Annotated in this window: 16 protein-coding genes; 5 read left to right on the forward strand and 11 right to left on the reverse strand. The window is 64.6% G+C overall.

Features of this window, described 5'->3' with window-relative positions; translation table 11 throughout:
• The first annotated feature begins 23 nt into the window (after positions 1-23).
• A complete protein-coding gene (locus CXQ88_RS22590) occupies positions 24-4,424 on the forward strand; it encodes a rhamnogalacturonan lyase family protein (RefSeq protein ID WP_306736545.1) in 4,401 nt (1,466 codons plus the stop codon).
• A 128-nt stretch (positions 4,425-4,552) separates the two neighbouring features.
• Positions 4,553-5,524, forward strand: coding sequence for an acyl-CoA thioesterase (locus tag CXQ88_RS09000; RefSeq protein WP_104043819.1), 972 nt, complete (start codon positions 4,553-4,555; stop codon positions 5,522-5,524).
• A 56-nt stretch (positions 5,525-5,580) separates the two neighbouring features.
• On the opposite strand, the gene dnaB is transcribed toward CXQ88_RS09000, so the two are convergent.
• Positions 5,581-6,963 (reverse strand): replicative DNA helicase, encoded by a 1,383-nt coding sequence (gene dnaB / locus CXQ88_RS09005; protein WP_104043820.1) that lies wholly within the window; start codon positions 6,961-6,963, stop codon positions 5,581-5,583.
• Between the two features lie 667 nt (positions 6,964-7,630).
• Between dnaB and CXQ88_RS09010 the strand changes: the two genes are divergently transcribed.
• Together CXQ88_RS09010 and CXQ88_RS09015 are read left to right on the forward strand one after the other, a co-directional pair.
• Entirely contained in the window at positions 7,631-7,909 is a 279-nt protein-coding gene (locus CXQ88_RS09010) for a hypothetical protein (RefSeq protein ID WP_104043821.1), read from the forward strand.
• A gap of 3 nt (positions 7,910-7,912) precedes the next feature.
• On the forward strand, positions 7,913-8,485 hold the full coding sequence (locus CXQ88_RS09015) for a hypothetical protein (RefSeq protein WP_104043822.1): 573 nt from the start codon (positions 7,913-7,915) through the stop codon (positions 8,483-8,485).
• Between the two features lie 50 nt (positions 8,486-8,535).
• On the opposite strand, the gene CXQ88_RS09020 is transcribed toward CXQ88_RS09015, so the two are convergent.
• From CXQ88_RS09020 to CXQ88_RS09030, 3 genes are all read right to left on the reverse strand, one after another.
• Complete coding sequence (locus CXQ88_RS09020; RefSeq protein WP_258061781.1) at positions 8,536-8,859, reverse strand: TFIIB-type zinc ribbon-containing protein; 324 nt, start codon at positions 8,857-8,859, stop codon at positions 8,536-8,538.
• A gap of 57 nt (positions 8,860-8,916) precedes the next feature.
• The gene (locus CXQ88_RS09025) at positions 8,917-9,543 is read right to left on the reverse strand and encodes an FMN reductase (protein ID WP_104043823.1); all 627 of its coding nucleotides are present in this window, start codon (positions 9,541-9,543) and stop codon (positions 8,917-8,919) included.
• A gap of 93 nt (positions 9,544-9,636) precedes the next feature.
• Positions 9,637-10,488: a PhzF family phenazine biosynthesis protein gene (locus tag CXQ88_RS09030; protein WP_104043824.1), complete on the reverse strand. Its 852-nt coding sequence runs from the start codon at positions 10,486-10,488 to the stop codon at positions 9,637-9,639.
• Positions 10,489-10,545: 57 nt separating this feature from the next.
• Between CXQ88_RS09030 and CXQ88_RS09035 the strand changes: the two genes are divergently transcribed.
• Positions 10,546-10,968 (forward strand): DUF1801 domain-containing protein, encoded by a 423-nt coding sequence (locus CXQ88_RS09035; protein WP_104043899.1) that lies wholly within the window; start codon positions 10,546-10,548, stop codon positions 10,966-10,968.
• Positions 10,969-11,067: 99 nt separating this feature from the next.
• On the opposite strand, the gene rplI is transcribed toward CXQ88_RS09035, so the two are convergent.
• The 7 genes from rplI to CXQ88_RS09070 form a co-directional block, all read right to left on the reverse strand.
• Positions 11,068-11,520 carry a 50S ribosomal protein L9 gene (gene rplI, locus CXQ88_RS09040; protein WP_104043825.1) on the reverse strand — a complete coding sequence of 151 codons (453 nt, stop codon included), beginning with the start codon at positions 11,518-11,520 and terminating at the stop codon, positions 11,068-11,070.
• Between the two features lie 17 nt (positions 11,521-11,537).
• The gene (gene rpsR / locus CXQ88_RS09045) at positions 11,538-11,777 is read right to left on the reverse strand and encodes a 30S ribosomal protein S18 (RefSeq protein ID WP_003800144.1); all 240 of its coding nucleotides are present in this window, start codon (positions 11,775-11,777) and stop codon (positions 11,538-11,540) included.
• A gap of 126 nt (positions 11,778-11,903) precedes the next feature.
• The gene (locus tag CXQ88_RS09050; RefSeq protein ID WP_104043826.1) at positions 11,904-12,494 is read right to left on the reverse strand and encodes a single-stranded DNA-binding protein; all 591 of its coding nucleotides are present in this window, start codon (positions 12,492-12,494) and stop codon (positions 11,904-11,906) included.
• A gap of 72 nt (positions 12,495-12,566) precedes the next feature.
• Entirely contained in the window at positions 12,567-12,872 is a 306-nt protein-coding gene (rpsF, locus tag CXQ88_RS09055; protein ID WP_015939036.1) for a 30S ribosomal protein S6, read from the reverse strand.
• Positions 12,873-13,101: 229 nt separating this feature from the next.
• Complete coding sequence (locus tag CXQ88_RS09060; protein ID WP_104043827.1) at positions 13,102-14,517, reverse strand: amino acid permease; 1,416 nt, start codon at positions 14,515-14,517, stop codon at positions 13,102-13,104.
• Positions 14,518-14,705: 188 nt separating this feature from the next.
• Complete coding sequence (locus CXQ88_RS09065) at positions 14,706-16,022, reverse strand: M18 family aminopeptidase (protein ID WP_104043828.1); 1,317 nt, start codon at positions 16,020-16,022, stop codon at positions 14,706-14,708.
• A gap of 10 nt (positions 16,023-16,032) precedes the next feature.
• The gene (locus CXQ88_RS09070; protein WP_104043829.1) at positions 16,033-16,932 is read right to left on the reverse strand and encodes an intradiol ring-cleavage dioxygenase; all 900 of its coding nucleotides are present in this window, start codon (positions 16,930-16,932) and stop codon (positions 16,033-16,035) included.
• Positions 16,933-16,947 lie beyond the last annotated feature (15 nt).

A 16,947-nucleotide genomic window follows, 5' to 3' on the forward strand; every position in this document is an offset into this window, starting at 1 on the left:
TTTGCCACCGCTCATCGAAGGAGATGTCCGTGAACATACCCCCGCAAGTGACCCCGCTTTCCCAGGAAGCGCCGCCACCCCGCCAGCGCAGGATCCCCGCCGGAGCGAAAGCAATCACCGCCGCCGTTGCTTCGGCCGCCATCGCCTTCACCGGGCTTCCCGCAGTCCAGGCCGATACCGCCCTCCCGGCGGTGGGAAGCGGCTTCAAATTCGACTTCGGTCCCGGAGCCCTGGCGGACGGCTACACGGCTGTAGCCGCCGGCACCCAGTACTCGGCGGGCACCAAGTTCGGCTTCACCGATACCGCCCTTACCTCGGGCGTGGACCGCGGCACGGGGGACCCGCTGCGGTCCGACTTTGTCCAGGCCCAGGGCAGCTCCTTCCTGGTGGACCTGCCCAACGGCGACTACACCGTCAAGCTCATCGCCGGCGATGCAGCAGAAGCCACGAACATCGCCATCACGGCCGAGAAGATGGCCAAGGTCCAGGCAACCGACAAGCCGGCCGGCCAGTACCTGGAAATGGAATTCCCCATCTCCCTGGTGGACGGCCAGCTCAACCTCGACTTCACGGGAACAGCCGCGAAGATCAACTCCCTGGTCGTCGCGGCCCGCGCTCCCCGCACCGCTACGACAGATCCCGGCGTCTATCTCGCCGGGGACTCAACCGTCCAGACCTACGACCCCGGTTTTGCGCCCCAAGCTGGGTGGGGCCAGATGATCGAGCGCTACTTCGATGACGGCGTGTCCTTTAAAAACCACGCCATCGGCGGCCGAAGCTCCAAGAACTTCATCAGCCAGGGCCGGCTGGACGAGATCCTGCGCGTCATCAATCCCGGTGACTACCTGATGGTCCAGTTCGGCCACAACGATGCCACCATCGGTGTTGACGACAGGTATGCCTCCCCCGCCGACTACAAGGAATACCTCCGGACGTACGTAAACGGCGCCCGCCAGCGCGGGGCCACCCCGGTACTGGTCACCCCCGTGGGGCGCCGGGACTACGACGAAGCCACCGGCAAGTTCCGGGTCAGCTTCCCCGAATACGTGGCCAAGATGCAGGAACTGGCCGCTGAGGAACACGTGGCCCTGGTGGACCTGTCCGCCTCCAGCCGCGCCTACTACGACACCATCGGCCCGGAGGACACCAAGTCCGTCTTCCTCCACGTCGATGCCGGCGTCTACCCCAACCGCCCCACCGGCACGGTGGACAACACCCACTTCCAGGAATATGGCGCCATCCAGATCGCGCGCCTGGTGGCCGGCGGAGTCAAGCAGCTCAGCGTTCCCCTGGCAACACGCGTGAAGGAAGTTGCGCCGCCGTCGTCCGTTCCTGCCAAGCCGCAGGGCCTGGTGGCCGGCAGCGTTTCCAACGCCGGCGCGCTTCTTAAGTGGCAACCTGTTGAGGGTGCGGACATCTACAAGGTGTACCGCAAACTGGCCTCGGAGCCGGACAGCGCCTACAAGCTCACCACCACCGCAACCGTCCCCACCGCCAACCTCACCGGACTGGCCGAAGGTACGGCCTACAACGTCCGCGTCGCAGCCATGAACGGCAAGGGCCTCTCCGAGCCCAGCGACACCCTCACCGTGACCACCAAGCAGGCAAAGTACAAATTCGACTTCGGACCGGTGGGAGCACCGCTCGAGGCCGGCTATACCGACGTCAACCGGACCATGGCCTACACCCCGGAGCGGGGCTTCGGCTTCAAGGACATCTCGGTGCTCAGCGACCGGGACCGCGGAGCTGTCACCAGCAACCTGCTGCGCGACTTTGTCCTCAGCGGCTCCAGCTTCGAGTTCCAGCTCGACGTCCCCAACGGCACCTACGCCCTGAAGACCTACCACAGCGACTGGATCGGCTCCACGAGGACGGACGTGGCTGCCGAGGGCACTCCCTTCGGCCAGGTGTCCTCCAGCAGGGCGTCCTCGGCCACCAAGATCATCAACCAGGTCCTGGTTTCCGACGGACAGCTGAACCTGGCCATCACCGGCTCCGGCCAGCGGCTCAACGGCCTGGAGGTCACCCCGCTGCTGGTGGGACCCACCAACCTGCACACCGCGGCGGTTAACGCCGCTGCCGAACCACCCACCGTTGACCTCGCCTGGGATGCCGTGGCGGATGCCGCAACCTACAAGGTGTTCCGCCAGGCCTCCTTCGAAGCGGAACCGCAGGTTATCGCGGAAAACGTCACCGCAGCGTCCTTCCAGGACACCACGGCCTTCGCCGGCCTGAAGTACAAGTACTACGTCACGGCGCTGGACAGCACCGGACTGGAATCCGTCCCTTCGAACACGGTGCAGACCGCCCTGATCGATCCCAACACCCCGGTCCCTGCGGCCACCGGCAAGCTGGACGTAAAGGCGGGGGAGAAAACCAGTGTCACGCTCAAGTGGCAGAAAGTCTCCGGCGTTGCGGCGTACCAGGTCTACCGGTCCACCTCCCCCGACGGCCCCTTTGAGTACGTTGGCCGCGCCACCGAGGTGAACTACACGGACACCACGGTGCTGACTACCATCAAGTACTACTACCGCGTCACTTCGGTGAATAAAGGCGGGGAATCCGCGCCGTCCGCTGTGATCGGCACTGACAAGGTCACCGTGGTGAACCGGCAGATGGAGAAGCTGGACCGCGCGCCCGTGGCACTGCTGACAGGTGACGGCGTGCGGGTGGGCTGGCGGATGCTTGGCCTGGACCCGGAGCAGATTGGCTTCCATGTGATCCGCGACGGCGTCCAGCTCACCGACGAGCCGATCCGCAACAGCACCACGTACCTGGACACCACCGGTACCGCGGCCTCCAGGTACGTCATCAAGGCAGTGGGCAACGGCGGGGACCAGCTCACCGCCGAGTTCGCGACGTTTGCCCAGGACTACCTGGCCATCAAGCTGGACAAGCCGGCCGACGACTACACCAAGGACGGCCAGCCCTACAGCTACTCCGCGGGTGACTCCAGCGTCGCGGACCTGGACGGCGACGGCACCTACGAGGTCATCCAGATGTGGTCACCGTCCAACTCCAAGGACAACTCGCAGGCAGGCTACACCGGCACGGTCTACGTTGACGCCTACAAGATGGACGGCACCAAGCTCTGGCGCATCAACATGGGCCCGAACATCCGGGCCGGCGCCCACTACACCCAACTGCTCGCTTACGACTTCGACGGCGACGGCAAGGCTGAGATCGCCATGAAGACGGCCGACGGCACCCGGGACGCGGCAGGCACCGTGGTGGGCAACCCAAGCGCCGACCACCGCAACAGCAGCGGCTACGTGCTCACGGGCGATGAATTCCTGACCGTGTTCCACGGCGCCACCGGCACTGTGATGGACACCGTGAAGTACGATCCGCCGCGCGGCGACGTGGGGGCCTGGGGTGACACCTACGGCAACCGCGTGGACCGCTTCCTTGGAGCCGTGGCCTACCTTGACGGCGAGCACCCCTCCATGATGTTCAGCCGCGGCTACTACACCCGTGCAGTGCTGGCCACCTACGACCTGGTTGCCGGCAAGATCGTCAAACGCTGGGTCTTCGATTCGGACGCTGCCGGCTCACAGTACCGCGGCCAGGGCAACCACAACCTGTCCGTCGCGGATGTTGACGCCGACGGCAAGGACGAGTTCATCTTCGGGTCCATGACCATCGATGACAACGGCAAGCCGCTGTACAACACCGGCCTCGGCCACGGCGACGCCATCCACACCAGCGACCTCGATCCGTCCCGCCCCGGGCTGGAAACCTTTGCAGCCCACGAAGACATGGGCTCAAGTGGCAACAAGGGTGCCACTTTCCGGGATTCACGGACTGGTGAAGTGCTCTGGAGCATCCCGGCCACCAAGGACACCGGACGCGCTGCGTCCGGAGATATCGACCCCCGCCACGCAGGTGCCGAAGGCTGGGCCATCGGCGGCGACGCCGCCTGGAACTCCCCTGTCGGCGAGCTCCGGTCGGCAAAGGGCCAGCTGATCGCCAACAGCATCCCGGCAGCCAACTTCCTGGCCTGGTGGGACGGGGACCTGCTGCGTGAGATCGTGGACCACGACTGGAACGCCGCAACCAACACTGGCACGCCCAGCATCGCCAAGTGGAATTGGGAAACGGAGTCCAGCGACCGGCTGCTGACGGCCACCGGTGCCAAGACCAACAACAGCACCAAGGGGAACCCGGCCATCCAGGCCGACCTCCTGGGTGATTGGCGGGAGGAACTGGCGTGGCCTTCGGCTGACAGCACGGAAGTGCGGATCTACACCACCTCCGAGTCCACGGACGTCCGCCTCCGTACCCTGATGCATGATCCGGTGTACCGCCTCTCGGTTGCACGCGAGAACATCGCCTACAACCAGCCGCCACACCCCGGCTTCTTCATCGGCGAGGGCATGGAGCTTCCTGCCCAGCCGGACATCGTGTACACCCGCGCCGGCTAGGCTGCCGCGGCCGCACTAAGGTGACCAAGCCCTGCCCCGTCCGCCCTTCGGCGGGCGGGGCATTGCTGTTGGCTCCAGTGTTGCAGGCCCGACTGATGGGTAACCGGTGGCGTCAGTAAGCTCGCACCATGACTGAGACCGGCACCTCCAACACCGTGACCCTCCGCTTCCTTGCCGCCCCCACGGACGTGGGGCACAGTGGCTCCGTGGACGCGGGAACCGTTCTGGAGTGGGTGGATAAGGCCGCCTACGCTGCCGCCGTGGGCTGGGCAAAGTCCTACTGCGTCACCGCCTACGTCGGGAACATCCACTTCGCAGACCCCGTCAACAGCGGCGACATGGTGGAGGTGGAGGCGACCATCGTCTACACCGGCCGGTCGTCGATGCACATCCGGACAGTGGTGTCCTCGGGGGACCCCAAGGGCGGCCCTGCCACGATGCGAAGCCAGTGCATGGTGATCTTCGTGGCCGTCGGCGAGGACGGCAAACCCATCCCGGTGCAGCAGTTCGAACCTGTCACTACTGAAGAGATCGAGCAGCGGGACCATGCCCTGGCGCGCGTCAGGATCCGCGAGCAGATTGTGGAAGTTATGAACCGGCAGGAATATACCGACGCCGGTACAGCAGAGCGCGTCACCCTGCGGTTTATGGCCGCTCCGACGGACGTCAACTGGGGCGGTAAAGTCCACGGCGGCATCGTGATGAAGTGGATTGACGAAGCCGCCTACGTCTGCGCGTCCCGCTACTGCGGTATGGACACGGTGGCGGTGTTCTCGGGCGGCGTCCGGTTCTACCGCCCGCTGCTGATCGGCCACGTCGTGGAGGTTGAAGCCCGCCTCGTGTACACGGGGACGAAGGGCATGCACGTCGCCGTGCATGTCCGCTCCGGCGATCCGAAGGGTGGCGGAATGAACCTCACCACCTATTGCCTCACCGTGATGGTGGCGCGCGACGACGAAGGCAACTCCGTGCCCGTCCCCGCCTGGGTGCCTGCGAGCGAAGAGGACATACGGCTCCACGCCCATGCCCGCGAACTGCTGGAAATCAGGGGAACGGCGCCCGGGAACCGGCTGCCCAACCACCTGCTGGCGCAGGGCTGAAAGTCACTGCCCAAAAATACCCGCGGCTGACGCGCCGGGCAGGGACGCGCTCGGCCCTAGAAGCCTCCGCCGCCGGCGTCGGCGGCCATGTTGGCGAAGCGGGAGTAGTGGCCCTGGAAGGCCACCACAATGTCCTTGGTGGGGCCGTTACGGTGCTTGGCGATCAGGATGTCTGCTTCACCCGCACGCGGTGATTCTTTGTCGTAAACGTCCTCACGGTGGAGCAGGATCACCATATCCGCGTCCTGCTCGATGGAGCCGGATTCACGGAGGTCCGAGACCATGGGGCGCTTGTCCTGGCGCTGCTCGGATCCACGGTTGAGCTGGGACAGCGCAATGACCGGAACCTGGAGTTCCTTGGCCAGCAGTTTCAGGGCGCGGGAGAACTCCGAGACCTCCTGCTGGCGGGACTCCACCTTTTTGCCGGAGCTCATCAGCTGCAGGTAGTCGAGGATGACGAGCTTTAGATCGTGCTGCTGCTTCAGCCGCCTGCACTTCGCGCGGATTTCCATCAGGGACATGTTGGGGCTGTCATCGATAAACAGCGGGGCGTCATTCATCCGGCCCATGGTGGTGGCGATCTTGGACCACTGCTCGTCCTTGATGGTTCCCTTGCGGAGATCCTGCAGACCGATGGTTGCCTCCGCTGACAGCAGGCGCATGGCAATCTCGTTCCGGCCCATTTCGAGCGAGAACATCACGGTGGCCAGGTTGTTCTTGATGGCGGCGGAGCGGGCAAAATCCAGGGCAAACGTGGACTTACCCACTGCAGGCCGGGCTGCGATGACAATCATCTGGCCGGGGTGGAGACCGTGCGTGAGCTCGTCCAGCTCGTAGAAACCTGTGGGCACGCCGGTCATGCCCTCACCGCGGTGGCCGGACGCCTCGATTTCGTCCACGGTGGACTCCATCACGTCCTTGAGCACCACGTAATCCTCGGCAGTGCGCCGCTCAGCCACGGCATAAACCTCGGCCTGGGCCTGGTTGACCAGGTCCTCCACCTCGCCGTCCGAGCCGTAACCCAGCTGCACAATCTTGGTGCCGGCATTCACCAGGCGCCGGAGGACCGCGCGTTCAGCGACGATTTCCGCGTAATACCCGGCGTTGGCTGCGGTTGGAACAGTCTGGATCAGCTCGTGCAGGTACGCAGGGCCGCCGATCCGGTTGATCTCCGCGCGCTTGGTGAGCTCATCGGACACCGTGACGGCGTCAGCCGGTTCACCGCGGCCGTAGAGGTCGATGATGGCTTCATAGATGGTTTCATGCGCGGGCCGGTAAAAGTCCTGGCCGCGGAGGATCTCCACGACGTCGGCAATGGCGTCCTTGGACAACATCATTCCGCCGAGGACGGATTGTTCGGCGGGAATGTCCTGTGGAGGCTTCCGGCTCACGTCCGATCCGCGGGTGGCCTCGATCGGGTCCAGATGCGCTACTGACAAAGCTGCCGTCCTCCACTGTGTACCGGGGACCGAAAATGCCCGGTGGCTAACCATCCTGCTAAAGGCGCTGCGCCGCAAAAGCTGCGCTCCGCCACCTGTCCAGGTTTACCGGCAGGGTCTGACAATCCCGCGCTGCCCGCGGGTGCGCGGGCTTCCGTCGGAGTTATCCCCACTATCCACAGGTTTTCCACATCGGCCGTCCCTGCGGTTGCAGCGGTCCGCCCTGTACAGTCCCGGCGCCCCTTTTGAAAGCCGCCACAGGCGCCGAAGAACAGGTACCCCGCTACGCTAGCCGCCTTGGGTTCAGCCTCAAAGCCAGCATGCCGGAAGGGATGTGGATAACCTGTGCAGTACCCGGCATAGCTTGTGCACAGCCTGTGGGGAAAGCTGTGGAAACAAAAAAACTTTGGAACCGACCAGGGCCCTGACCTGCGAAAACGTTCCTGCAGGCATGTGGAGGAAATATTTCTTTTGTGGAATTTCATCCACAGCCTGCGTTCCGGCCCTGGGCGGGGAGAGCGGCTTCGGGAGACGTCAGCCGATAGGTGGACGCCCTTGTGGCGGTCCTCATATTCCGCTCCGCCGATTTGTCCCGGCCCCCGGACCGCCTCCACGCACTATGCCGAATACTGCTGTGGATAACCGGGATCTGGCATAAGCTCTATGCATGGGCGAACTACTGCTGGTGCTGTTGCCTGCGATCGTTTTGGTGGCGCTCATTTGGGGTCTTTTCACAGCCCTGAGCCCGCGCGATTCGGGCATGTCCGACGCCGAAAAGTACCAGCGTGACCTTGCGGAGCGTTCGGCGCAGCACTACGCAGCCCAGGTCCAGGCAGCCACCGCCGCCCGCGCCCGCCTGGAACGGACTATAAAGCCCAGCCAGAACGCCGCCCAGGCAATGCAATCAGATCTGGCTGCTGCCAGGAAGCACATAGAACGGCTTTAGACAATGGAATCGCTTGTGGCCCCCGTCCTTATCCTCCTGGCAGTGCTTGCAGGAGTAACGCTGGCTGCCCGCGCCATCAGCAGGCGGAAGGCCGCCCGCAGCACCGAACCGGCGGAGCCGGCCGTTACCCCCGCTGAACTGGCGCGGACAGCCGCGGCCAAACTTTCCGAGGAAGAACACCGCAGGCTTTATGCCCTGATCGCCCAGGGCCAGGCAATGGCGGCCATCAAGCTGTACTACGAGAGCACGGGAGACGGCCTGCGGGCGTCCCGGGACGCCGTCGGGGCACTGGCAGCCCATCCCCAGCCGTACCGGGGTGCGGAGGCTCCGCCTGCCGCCGTCGAGGACGACGAGGACGAAGAACCGCAGCGTTTCCCCTACCGTTACCGCGCCATTGCCAGCAAGGGCGATGTGACGCGCGAAGTCAGCAGCAACATGCTCAATGACGAGATCTACGGCAGAATCCGCACGCTGGCCCGCAGCGGGGACACCGAAGCTGCAGCAACCGCCCTCACGCGGCACTCGGACATCACCTTGAAGCAGGCGCGGGAATTTATCGAACTGTTGGACGACTGACGCTTGAGGCGCCGAAATCCCAAGGGGCACGGCGTCCCGGGATACCCGGGCTAGAAGTCGAACATCTCGCCCAGCCAGCCTTCCTTCTTCTTGGGCCGGCGCCGGTCATAGTCCCGGTCATAGTCCTGCTTGCCGTGGCGGCGGTCGTCGTAGCCACGGTGCTCCCGGCGCGGTTCAAAGTTGGGATACAGCGGCGGGGGTGATACTCCGGGAGAGGGGGTTGACGGACGCGACGGTGCAGGACCGGACATATCTGCCGCCCGGTCCAGGATCTTGTCCAGCTCCCCGCGGTCAAGCCACACGCCACGGCATTGGGGGCAGTAGTCGATCTCCACCCCGCTGCGTTCGGTCATCATCAGTTCCACGGAATCCACAGGACATTTCATGCCCACACAACGTCCGGCGCTGTCCGAAAGTTCGGCGCAGCCGGCCTAACGCATTCCCGAGATGCCCGCCAACAGCTGTTCGAAGGGCAGGGACTCCATCGGGGCGGGCTTCCGCCCCGGCTGCGGCCCTTCAAGCAGGCGCGCAAATTCGCCCGCAGCCCGGTTAATGCGCTCAGCCAGGCCGGAGCCGCCGTCGTCCGTGGTGCCCCAGTCCTGGGGGCCGGCGAAGACGCCGGTGGCGGCTATCCGGGTGCGAAGATAGCTGAACAGCGGCCGCATGGCATAGTCCAGGACCATCTGGTGGCGGTCCGTGCCGCCGGTGGCGCCGAGCAGGACCGCTTTTCCGTCAAGTGACTTGGGGTCGAGAACGTCGATGAACGACTTGAAGAGGCCGCTGTAGGAGGCGCTGAAAACCGGCGTTACAGCGATGATTCCGTCCGAGGCTTCCACGCCCGCGATGACCTCAGCCAGGCGGGGGGCCGCATAGCCGGTCACAAAGTTGTTGGCGATATCCACGGCCAGATCGCGGAGTTCGACGACGTCCACCTGCACGCTGAAGCCTGCGGCACTCAGTTCCCGCTCGGCGGATGCCGCCAGCTGATCAGCCAGCAGGCGGCTCGACGACGGTACGCCGAGTCCGGCGGAAAGGACTGTGATGCGGCGGATCTCCATGGCGTTCTCCTGTTGCTCGTTAGTTCCAGCATACATGCATATGCATCTACCTATTGAACGGAACAGGCTCCCGGGGTATTCCCGCTTTTGCGTTTACAGCAGCACAGTTCCCCGGATGCACGTGGTGGAGTGTCCACCTACCCAGATATCGCCGTCTTTGGCCGTGACGTGTACGCGACCGGCGCGGCCCAGGACGGTGCCCTGGGCGGCTACATACTCGCCCGGAGCCCTCTTGCTGTTGATCAGCCACTGCGCCACCCCGGCGTTGAAACTGCCAGTGACCGGGTCCTCAGTGATTGAATCACCGGGGAGGAAAGTGCGCACTTCAAAGTCCGCCTCGGTCCCCGGCCCGTGGGCTCCGACGACTCCCACCTTCAGTTCGCCCATCGCCGCAAAGTCGGGCTGGATCGCCAGCACCTGGTCAGCAGATCCGAGCAGCACACCGATCCACTCAGGTCCGTTCACCAGCCAGGAGGCATCAAGGATGTCGGATACGGGCACGCGGAGGCCTGCGGCCAGTTGGCTTCGAAGCTCCCCCTCGACTGGACCGAAGCGGCTAAGGGGCGGGGCCGCGAAGGCCAGCCGGCCGGCGTCGTGCTTCACCCGGACCAAACCGACACCGCATTCCTGCACCACAAAGCCCTCGGCCTGGGGCACGCCCCCGGACTCCAGCCAGGTGTGGGCCGAACCCAGTGTGGGATGCCCGGCGAACGGAAATTCCTCAGTACCCGTAAAAATGCGCACGCGGTAGTCTGCGCGGGGGTCTGTTGGGGGCAACAGGAATGTCGTTTCGGACAAGTTGGTCCAGTTGGCGAACTGCTGCATCTGCTCCGCGGTCAGTCCCTCGGCGTCGGCGACGACGGCGAGCGGGTTGCCGCGGTACGGTTCGCGGGAAAAGACATCAACCTGGTGGAAGGGGCGGCTGCGCGGGGAAGGTGAACTCACGGCTGCAGGCTATCACCGGTGCTGGCAGGCAACCCGCTGGTCTGCGACACTACGTCCATGGCAGAGAACAAGACCCAGCCCAGCACCGTGCCCGTTGAGGAGTTCCTGGCGGCGGTGGAGCACCCCGGGCGGCGGGCCGACAGCCTGGAACTGCTCGGACTCATGCGCGGCATCACCGGCCAGGATGCCGTGATGTGGGGACCGACGATTGTTGGTTTCGGCAGTTACCACTACCGGTACCGCAGCGGGCGGGAGGGGGACGCAGCCGCCATCGGCTTTTCACCCCGCAAGACCAATCTGGCTCTGTACGGCCTGACCTACGGCCCTGACGCTGACAGGCTCCTTCCCGAGCTGGGCAAGCACAAGACAGGGGTCGCCTGCCTCTACATCAACAAGCTTGAGGACGTGGACCGCAAGGTGCTCACCGAGATGATCCGGACCGGCTACGAGCACGTCATGGCGGAACTGCACAGCCCCTGATCTTCGAGCGAGACGCGGCGCTCACAAACAAAAGACCCCCGCCGCCGGAGTCCGGCGACGGGGGTCTTCGTGCAGTTCAGGACTGTGTAGCTTTTAGGGCTACTTTCCCGCTACTACGTCGAGTTCGATCACAGCAGCAACGTCGTCGTGCAGACGGACGTTGGCCTGGTAGGAACCAACCGACTTGATGTGTGCCGGCAGTTCAACCTTGCGCTTGTCGATGCGGCCAAGGCCAGCGGCCTCGACAGCGTCGGCTACGTCGGCCTGCTTGACGGTGCCGAACAGGCGTCCGGTCTCGCCAGCCTTGACAACGAGCTTGACCGGCTTGGCGGAGAGTGCAGCGGCCTGCTTCTGAGCATCTTCCAGGGAAGCATGCGCACGGGCAGCGCGGGCAGCCTTGATGGACTCAACCTGCTTTTCGCCACCCTTCGACCAGGTCAGGGCAAAGTTGCGGGGCAGCAGGAAGTTACGTGCGTAACCGTCCTTGACCTCGACAACATCGCCAGCAGCACCGAGACCGGTTACTTCGTGGGTCAGAATGAGCTTTGCCATGTTAGTTAATCCCTTCCTTAGCCGCGGCCAGCGCCGGAGTAAGGCAGCAGGGCAACTTCGCGGGCGTTCTTGATTGCCTGTGCGATCTTGCGCTGTTCCTGCACCGTGACGCCAGTGACGCGACGGGCGCGGATCTTTCCGCGGTCGGAGATGAACTTGCGCAGCAATGCTACGTCCTTGTAGTCGATGACAGTGATGTCAGCGGCCTTCAAGGGGTTGGACTTTGGTTTGGGCTTACGGAGTTCAGCCTTAGCCATCGTGGAGCTCCTATTCTAGGGAGCCCGTGGATATTGATCCACGGGATGGTGGTGGTCCGACGGCGGCAGTCACCCTGGTGCCTTGCGGCACGTTAGGTGGTCCCGGCTTCGGGCCTTAATTGGTTTTTAGAAGGGAGGTTCGGAATCGGGGCCGTTGCCCCAGCCGCCTGCGCTGGAGACACCGGGCGTTGCCCAAGGATCGTCCTGTGCAGCCTGCTGGTTGCCGCCGCCCCAGCCTCCACCGGAGTTGCCGCCCTGGTTTCCACCAGTGTTGCCTCCTCCGAAGCCACCGCCGCTGTTGCCGCCGCCGAAGCCACCCTGACCGCCGTTTCCGGCACCCCCACCGCCGGAGCGCTGGGTGCGGTTGACTTTGGCATTGGCGTAGCGCAGGCTCGGGCCGATTTCGTCGACCTCAAGCTCAATGACGGTACGCTTTTCGCCTTCTTTGGTTTCGTAGGAACGGCTCTTCAGGCGCCCGGTAACAATCACGCGCATGCCCTTGGTAAGGGACTCGGCGACGTTCTCGGCCGCTTCACGCCACACCGCGGCGCGGAGGAACAGGGTTTCCCCGTCCTTCCACTCGTTGGACTGGCGATCAAAGGTGCGGGGGGTGGAAGCGATGGTGAAGTTCGCTACTGCCGAACCGGACGGTGTGAACCGCAATTCCGGGTCATTGGTGAGGTTACCGATGACCGTAATGGTGGTCTCGCCTGCCATCTACTGCCTCCTTGTTCGATCCTGGGTGAAGAGTGCGTTTCCTGCGGGTAAAGAATGAAGATTGGGCTGAAATTACTCAGCAACAACCTTCTGCTCTTCGGGGCGGGTGATCTTGGTGCGCATGATGGTCTCGTTAAGAGACAGCTGGCGGTCAAGTTCCTTGGCGGTTTCCGGCTTGGCGGTGAAGTTCACCACGGCGTAGATACCTTCGGACTTCTTCTTGATGTCGTAAGCCAGCCGGCGACGGCCCCAGATGTCAACCTTTTCGATGGTTCCACCATCGTTGGTGATGACGTTCAGGAACTTCTGAAGCGACGGCTCAACGGTACGCTCTTCGACCTCGGGGTCGATGATTACCATCAATTCGTAAGGACGCATATGTGAACCCACCTCCTTTGGGCTAAGCGGTTACGGCATTTCCGTAACAGGAGGTTCATTTGCGATGCCATGCGATGCCCCGCCGCCGGAACGGAGGCAGGACGCAGCACAGACTTCAATATCTTAGTGCATTTGGACCGGTAAGGCGATTCGCGCTTGACTCAAGGCTAGGCGCCATGGTTACCCGCACGGCAGCACGAATGCGGCTATGTGGAAAACCCCCAGTGGCCTACAACGCCGGGCCTGCACCCACGGGGACGTCGTCGCGTCCAGCGTCGCCCTCGGCAGCAGCGCCGGGACCGCCCTTGCGGTAGCGCCATACGCCGATTCCCACCACCAGGGCCGCCAGGCCCAGCGAAAGGAACAGGGACTCGCGCGTGGACTCCAGAATCACCATGCCGATCAGCAAGGCGACGATGCTGACGATGGCCACCCACGTGAGGTAGGGGAAGAGCCACATCTTCAGGGCAAGGTCCTTGGCCGCAGCGCCCATGCGCCTGCGCAGGACCAGCTGGGAAGAGGCGATGACCAGCCACACGAACAGGGCGATGGCGCCGGAGGTGTTGACGAGGAACAGGAACACGGTGTCCGGAGCGATGTAGTTCAGGCCCACGGTAACGAACCCCACCACGGTGGAGGCGAGCACGGCAGCAGCCGGCACCCCACGCTTTGAGATCTTCGTCCAGGCCGCGGGGGCGTCGCCGCGGCGGGACAGGGAAAAGAGCATGCGGCTGGCGGTATAGAGGCCGGAGTTCAGGCAGGACAGCACGGACGTGAGGACCACGATGTCCATGATGGTGCCCGCTCCAGGGATTCCGAAGAGCTCGATCACTGCCACGTATGGGCTTTTGGCAACGTTCGCGTCGTTCCACGGCAGCAGGGTGACAACGATGGCGATGGAGCCGATGTAGAACACCAGGATGCGCCACACAGTGGACTTCACGGCCTTCTTGACGGCGTCCACCGGGTTCTCGGATTCACCGGCCGCGATAGTGGCGATTTCGGCACCGAAGAAGGAGAAAACCACCACCAGGATGCCCGCCAGCACTGCCCCCGGCCCGTTGGGCAGGAAGCCGCCGTTCTCGACCAGGTTGCTCAATCCGGGCGCAGGTACGCCGGGCACGAGCCCCAGGATGGCGGCCACGCCGAACAGCAGGAACAGCACGATCGCGGCAACCTTGATGGAGGCGAACCAGAACTCGAACTCCCCGTAGGACTTGACGGAGCCCAGGTTGGTGAGGGTGAGCAGGACCATCAGGATCAGCGCCCAAACCCATTGGTCGATGCCGGGAACCCAGCGGTGCATGATCGCGGCGCCGGCGGTTGCTTCGATGCCGAGCACGATGATCCAGAACCAGGCGTACAGCCAGCCGATGCTGAACCCGGCCCAACGGCCAAGGGCGTTGTCGGCGTAGGTGGAGAAGGAACCCGTCTCAGGGTTGGCGGCAGCCATTTCGCCGAGCATGCGCATCACGAGGATCACCACTACGCCGGCGGCCATGTAGGCCAGCAGGATTCCGGGGCCGGCCTGCTGGATGGCCGCGCCGGAACCGACGAAGAGCCCGGCGCCGATTACGCCGGCTATCGCGATCATGGACAGGTGCCGCGGTTTGAGCGACTTGGCTAATTGCTGGTCAGCGGGCATGATGCGCCGTCCTTAGTTCTCTGGGAATGGATGGCGCAAGTGGCGCGGACGAGGCCGGGCGCCGGGACGCAGCATCCAGTGCGATGGGTCACAGGTTTCTCCCACCCTAAACTCGGCAGGGGTCATTCCGGATTGTGCAGTGGCACAAAATGCGCTTCTGGGGACCGGGCGGGTCCCCATCTCGAGACCTACAAAGCCGTCCGGAAAAACAGCTCCGTCACCGCAGCCAAACGCCGCGGATCTTCAACCCCGCACAGCTCCCGGGCAGAGTGCATGGAAAGCAGCGGAACACCCACGTCCACCGTCCGGATGCCCAGGCGGGTGGCAGTCAGCGGGCCGATCGTGGAGCCGCAGGGAATCGCGTTGTTGGACACAAACTCCTGGTACGGGACCCCCGCTTCGTGGGAGAGCCGCGCCCACAAAGCCGCCCCGTTCGCGTCCGTGGCGTACCGCTGGTTGGCATTGATTTTCAGCAGCGGGCCGCCATTGAGTACCGGATGGTTGGCGGGGTCGTGCCGCTCGGCGTAGTTCGGGTGGACAGCGTGGCCCGCGTCGGCAGATACGCAGAACGACGCCGACAGCGCCTGCCGCCGCTGGCTCGCCGTAGCGCCAAGGCCGTCAGAGATGCGCATCAGCACATCCTCAAGGATGGGCCCGCAGGCCCCGGAGCGGGAATTGGAGCCGATCTCCTCATGATCGAAGGCGGCCAGCACAGCGATCGGCCCATAGGCGGCGCCATCAGAACCAGGAACACCGGACGAGGCATGCCCCATCAGCGCCACCAGGCCAGCATGCGTGGCGGAAAGGTTATCCAACCGCCCGGACGCGAAGAACTCCCTGTTCCCTCCAAAAACGGCAGGGGCCTGCGTGTCTGCAATAACGACGTCGTAGCCGCCAATCCGGCCCTTGTCCACGGAAGCGCCGGGAACGTGGGAAGCCAGCACAGCGAGCAGGTCAAAATCACCTGGGTTTCCGAGCCCCCACACCGGGTTCATATGGCGCTGCTTGTCCAGCGTCAGGCCGTCATTGACGGCCCGGTCCAGGTGGATGGCCAGTTGCGGGAAGCGGAGCATGGGACCGGTGGCCGTCAGGTGCTCGGCCCCGTCCAGCATGACCAGCCGCCCGGCGAGCTGCAGCTCCCGGTCCAGCCAGGAGTTCAGCAGAGGCCCGCCGTACACCTCCACTCCCGCCTGCAGCCATCCGTGCGCACCGATGGTGGGCTTGGGCTTGAGCTTGAAGGACGGCGAATCAGTGTGCGCCCCCAGGATGTTGAACCCGGTGGTGGGCCCGGCACCCTCGGGGACCACCCAGGCGATCAGCGCGCCGTCGCGGATAATAAAGAACGAACCGGCGCCGCCCTCCCAGGGCTCCAGCTCATCCAGGCGGACAAACCCCGCCTCCACCAGCCGGCGGCCAGCTTCGTGCACCGCGTGAAAGCTCGACGGCGATGCGCTGACGTATGCGCCAAGGTCCTGGATATGGTCTGCGGCGGAGGAAGAAGGCATGCTCCCGAGTCTAGATGGTGACGTTGAGCCCCGCCGTGTAGCCCGCCGCCGCTGATCCTGTCATGGTGGCGAGCTGGTAGATGCCGCCGTCGCTCCTGAACACGCTGTCCGACTGCAGGGTGGTGCGGCCCATGTTTCGCAGGCTCTCCTCGTAGCCCGGGGTGGCATAGACGTCGTCGCATGCTGCCTTGGTGAGCGCGATCTGCGAAACGGCCAGCACCTGACCCGCCGCCGTCGCGTTGCTCATGGACTCGAACACCTCGAAGTGGATGTGCGGCCAGCGCCCGGAGTAGGCGCCCGGGAAGACGGAGGTGAAGGTCGCCTGGCCGTTCGCGTCTGCTTCCTGCACGCCGCGCAGGTAGTTTTCGTTGGCCAGCTCCGAGTCGTACATCGAGTACCGGCCTTCCCGGTCGCAGTGCCACGCGTACACGGCCGCGCCGGCCAGCGGAACGCACCCCTTGGCGTTATCCAGCAGTGTGAGGGTGAAGGTCAGAGGCACACCTTCAGCCTTGGCGGTCCCGGCCCCGAAGCTGGACGCGATGTCCCGCCGCACTACTCCCGAGGCTTCAAGCAGGTTGGGCCCGTTCGAGCCGTCGGCCGGAAACGGTCCGGCGGTTTCCTTCGGAATTTCCACCCCGCACTCAGCAATGGCCCGGGTCAGGGTGGGCGACGGCGACGCCGCAGCAGCAGGGCCGGTCGCCGCAGGAGTGCCGGTCCCGGCAGCGGTTGCAGAGGCGGCGGACGACGTCGAAGGGCCGGCGTTGGGGGACCCGCCAGGGGTGCAGGCGGCCAAGGCAGCGGCGGCGCCGCCCGCGCTAAGAAACACGCCCAGCGACCGGCGGCTCATGATGGTGGACAGGTCGAATTCAAGGCCGCGGTCGTGGTTCGGGTGAGGGGCGCGGTTGGTCATGGAACCATCCAACCC

It is taken from the genome of Arthrobacter sp. ZGTC412 (assembly GCF_002929215.1).
Lineage (GTDB): Bacteria > Actinomycetota > Actinomycetes > Actinomycetales > Micrococcaceae > Arthrobacter.

Bases quoted from the DNA above. Each gene is read 5' to 3' on its own strand.
- CXQ88_RS22590 (WP_306736545.1), top strand. From the start codon at position 24: ATGTCCGTGAACATACCCCCGCAAGTGACCCCGCTTTCCCAGGAAGCG.
- CXQ88_RS09000 (WP_104043819.1), top strand. From the start codon at position 4,553: ATGACTGAGACCGGCACCTCCAACACCGTGACCCTCCGCTTCCTTGCC.
- CXQ88_RS09010 (WP_104043821.1), top strand. From the start codon at position 7,631: ATGGGCGAACTACTGCTGGTGCTGTTGCCTGCGATCGTTTTGGTGGCG.
- CXQ88_RS09015 (WP_104043822.1), top strand. From the start codon at position 7,913: ATGGAATCGCTTGTGGCCCCCGTCCTTATCCTCCTGGCAGTGCTTGCA.
- CXQ88_RS09025 (WP_104043823.1), bottom strand. From the start codon at position 9,543: ATGGAGATCCGCCGCATCACAGTCCTTTCCGCCGGACTCGGCGTACCG.
- CXQ88_RS09035 (WP_104043899.1), top strand. From the start codon at position 10,546: ATGGCAGAGAACAAGACCCAGCCCAGCACCGTGCCCGTTGAGGAGTTC.
- rplI (WP_104043825.1), bottom strand. From the start codon at position 11,520: ATGGCAAAGCTCATTCTGACCCACGAAGTAACCGGTCTCGGTGCTGCT.
- rpsR (WP_003800144.1), bottom strand. From the start codon at position 11,777: ATGGCTAAGGCTGAACTCCGTAAGCCCAAACCAAAGTCCAACCCCTTG.
- CXQ88_RS09050 (WP_104043826.1), bottom strand. From the start codon at position 12,494: ATGGCAGGCGAGACCACCATTACGGTCATCGGTAACCTCACCAATGAC.
- rpsF (WP_015939036.1), bottom strand. From the start codon at position 12,872: ATGCGTCCTTACGAATTGATGGTAATCATCGACCCCGAGGTCGAAGAG.
- CXQ88_RS09060 (WP_104043827.1), bottom strand. From the start codon at position 14,517: ATGCCCGCTGACCAGCAATTAGCCAAGTCGCTCAAACCGCGGCACCTG.
- CXQ88_RS09065 (WP_104043828.1), bottom strand. From the start codon at position 16,022: ATGCCTTCTTCCTCCGCCGCAGACCATATCCAGGACCTTGGCGCATAC.
- CXQ88_RS09070 (WP_104043829.1), bottom strand. From the start codon at position 16,932: ATGACCAACCGCGCCCCTCACCCGAACCACGACCGCGGCCTTGAATTC.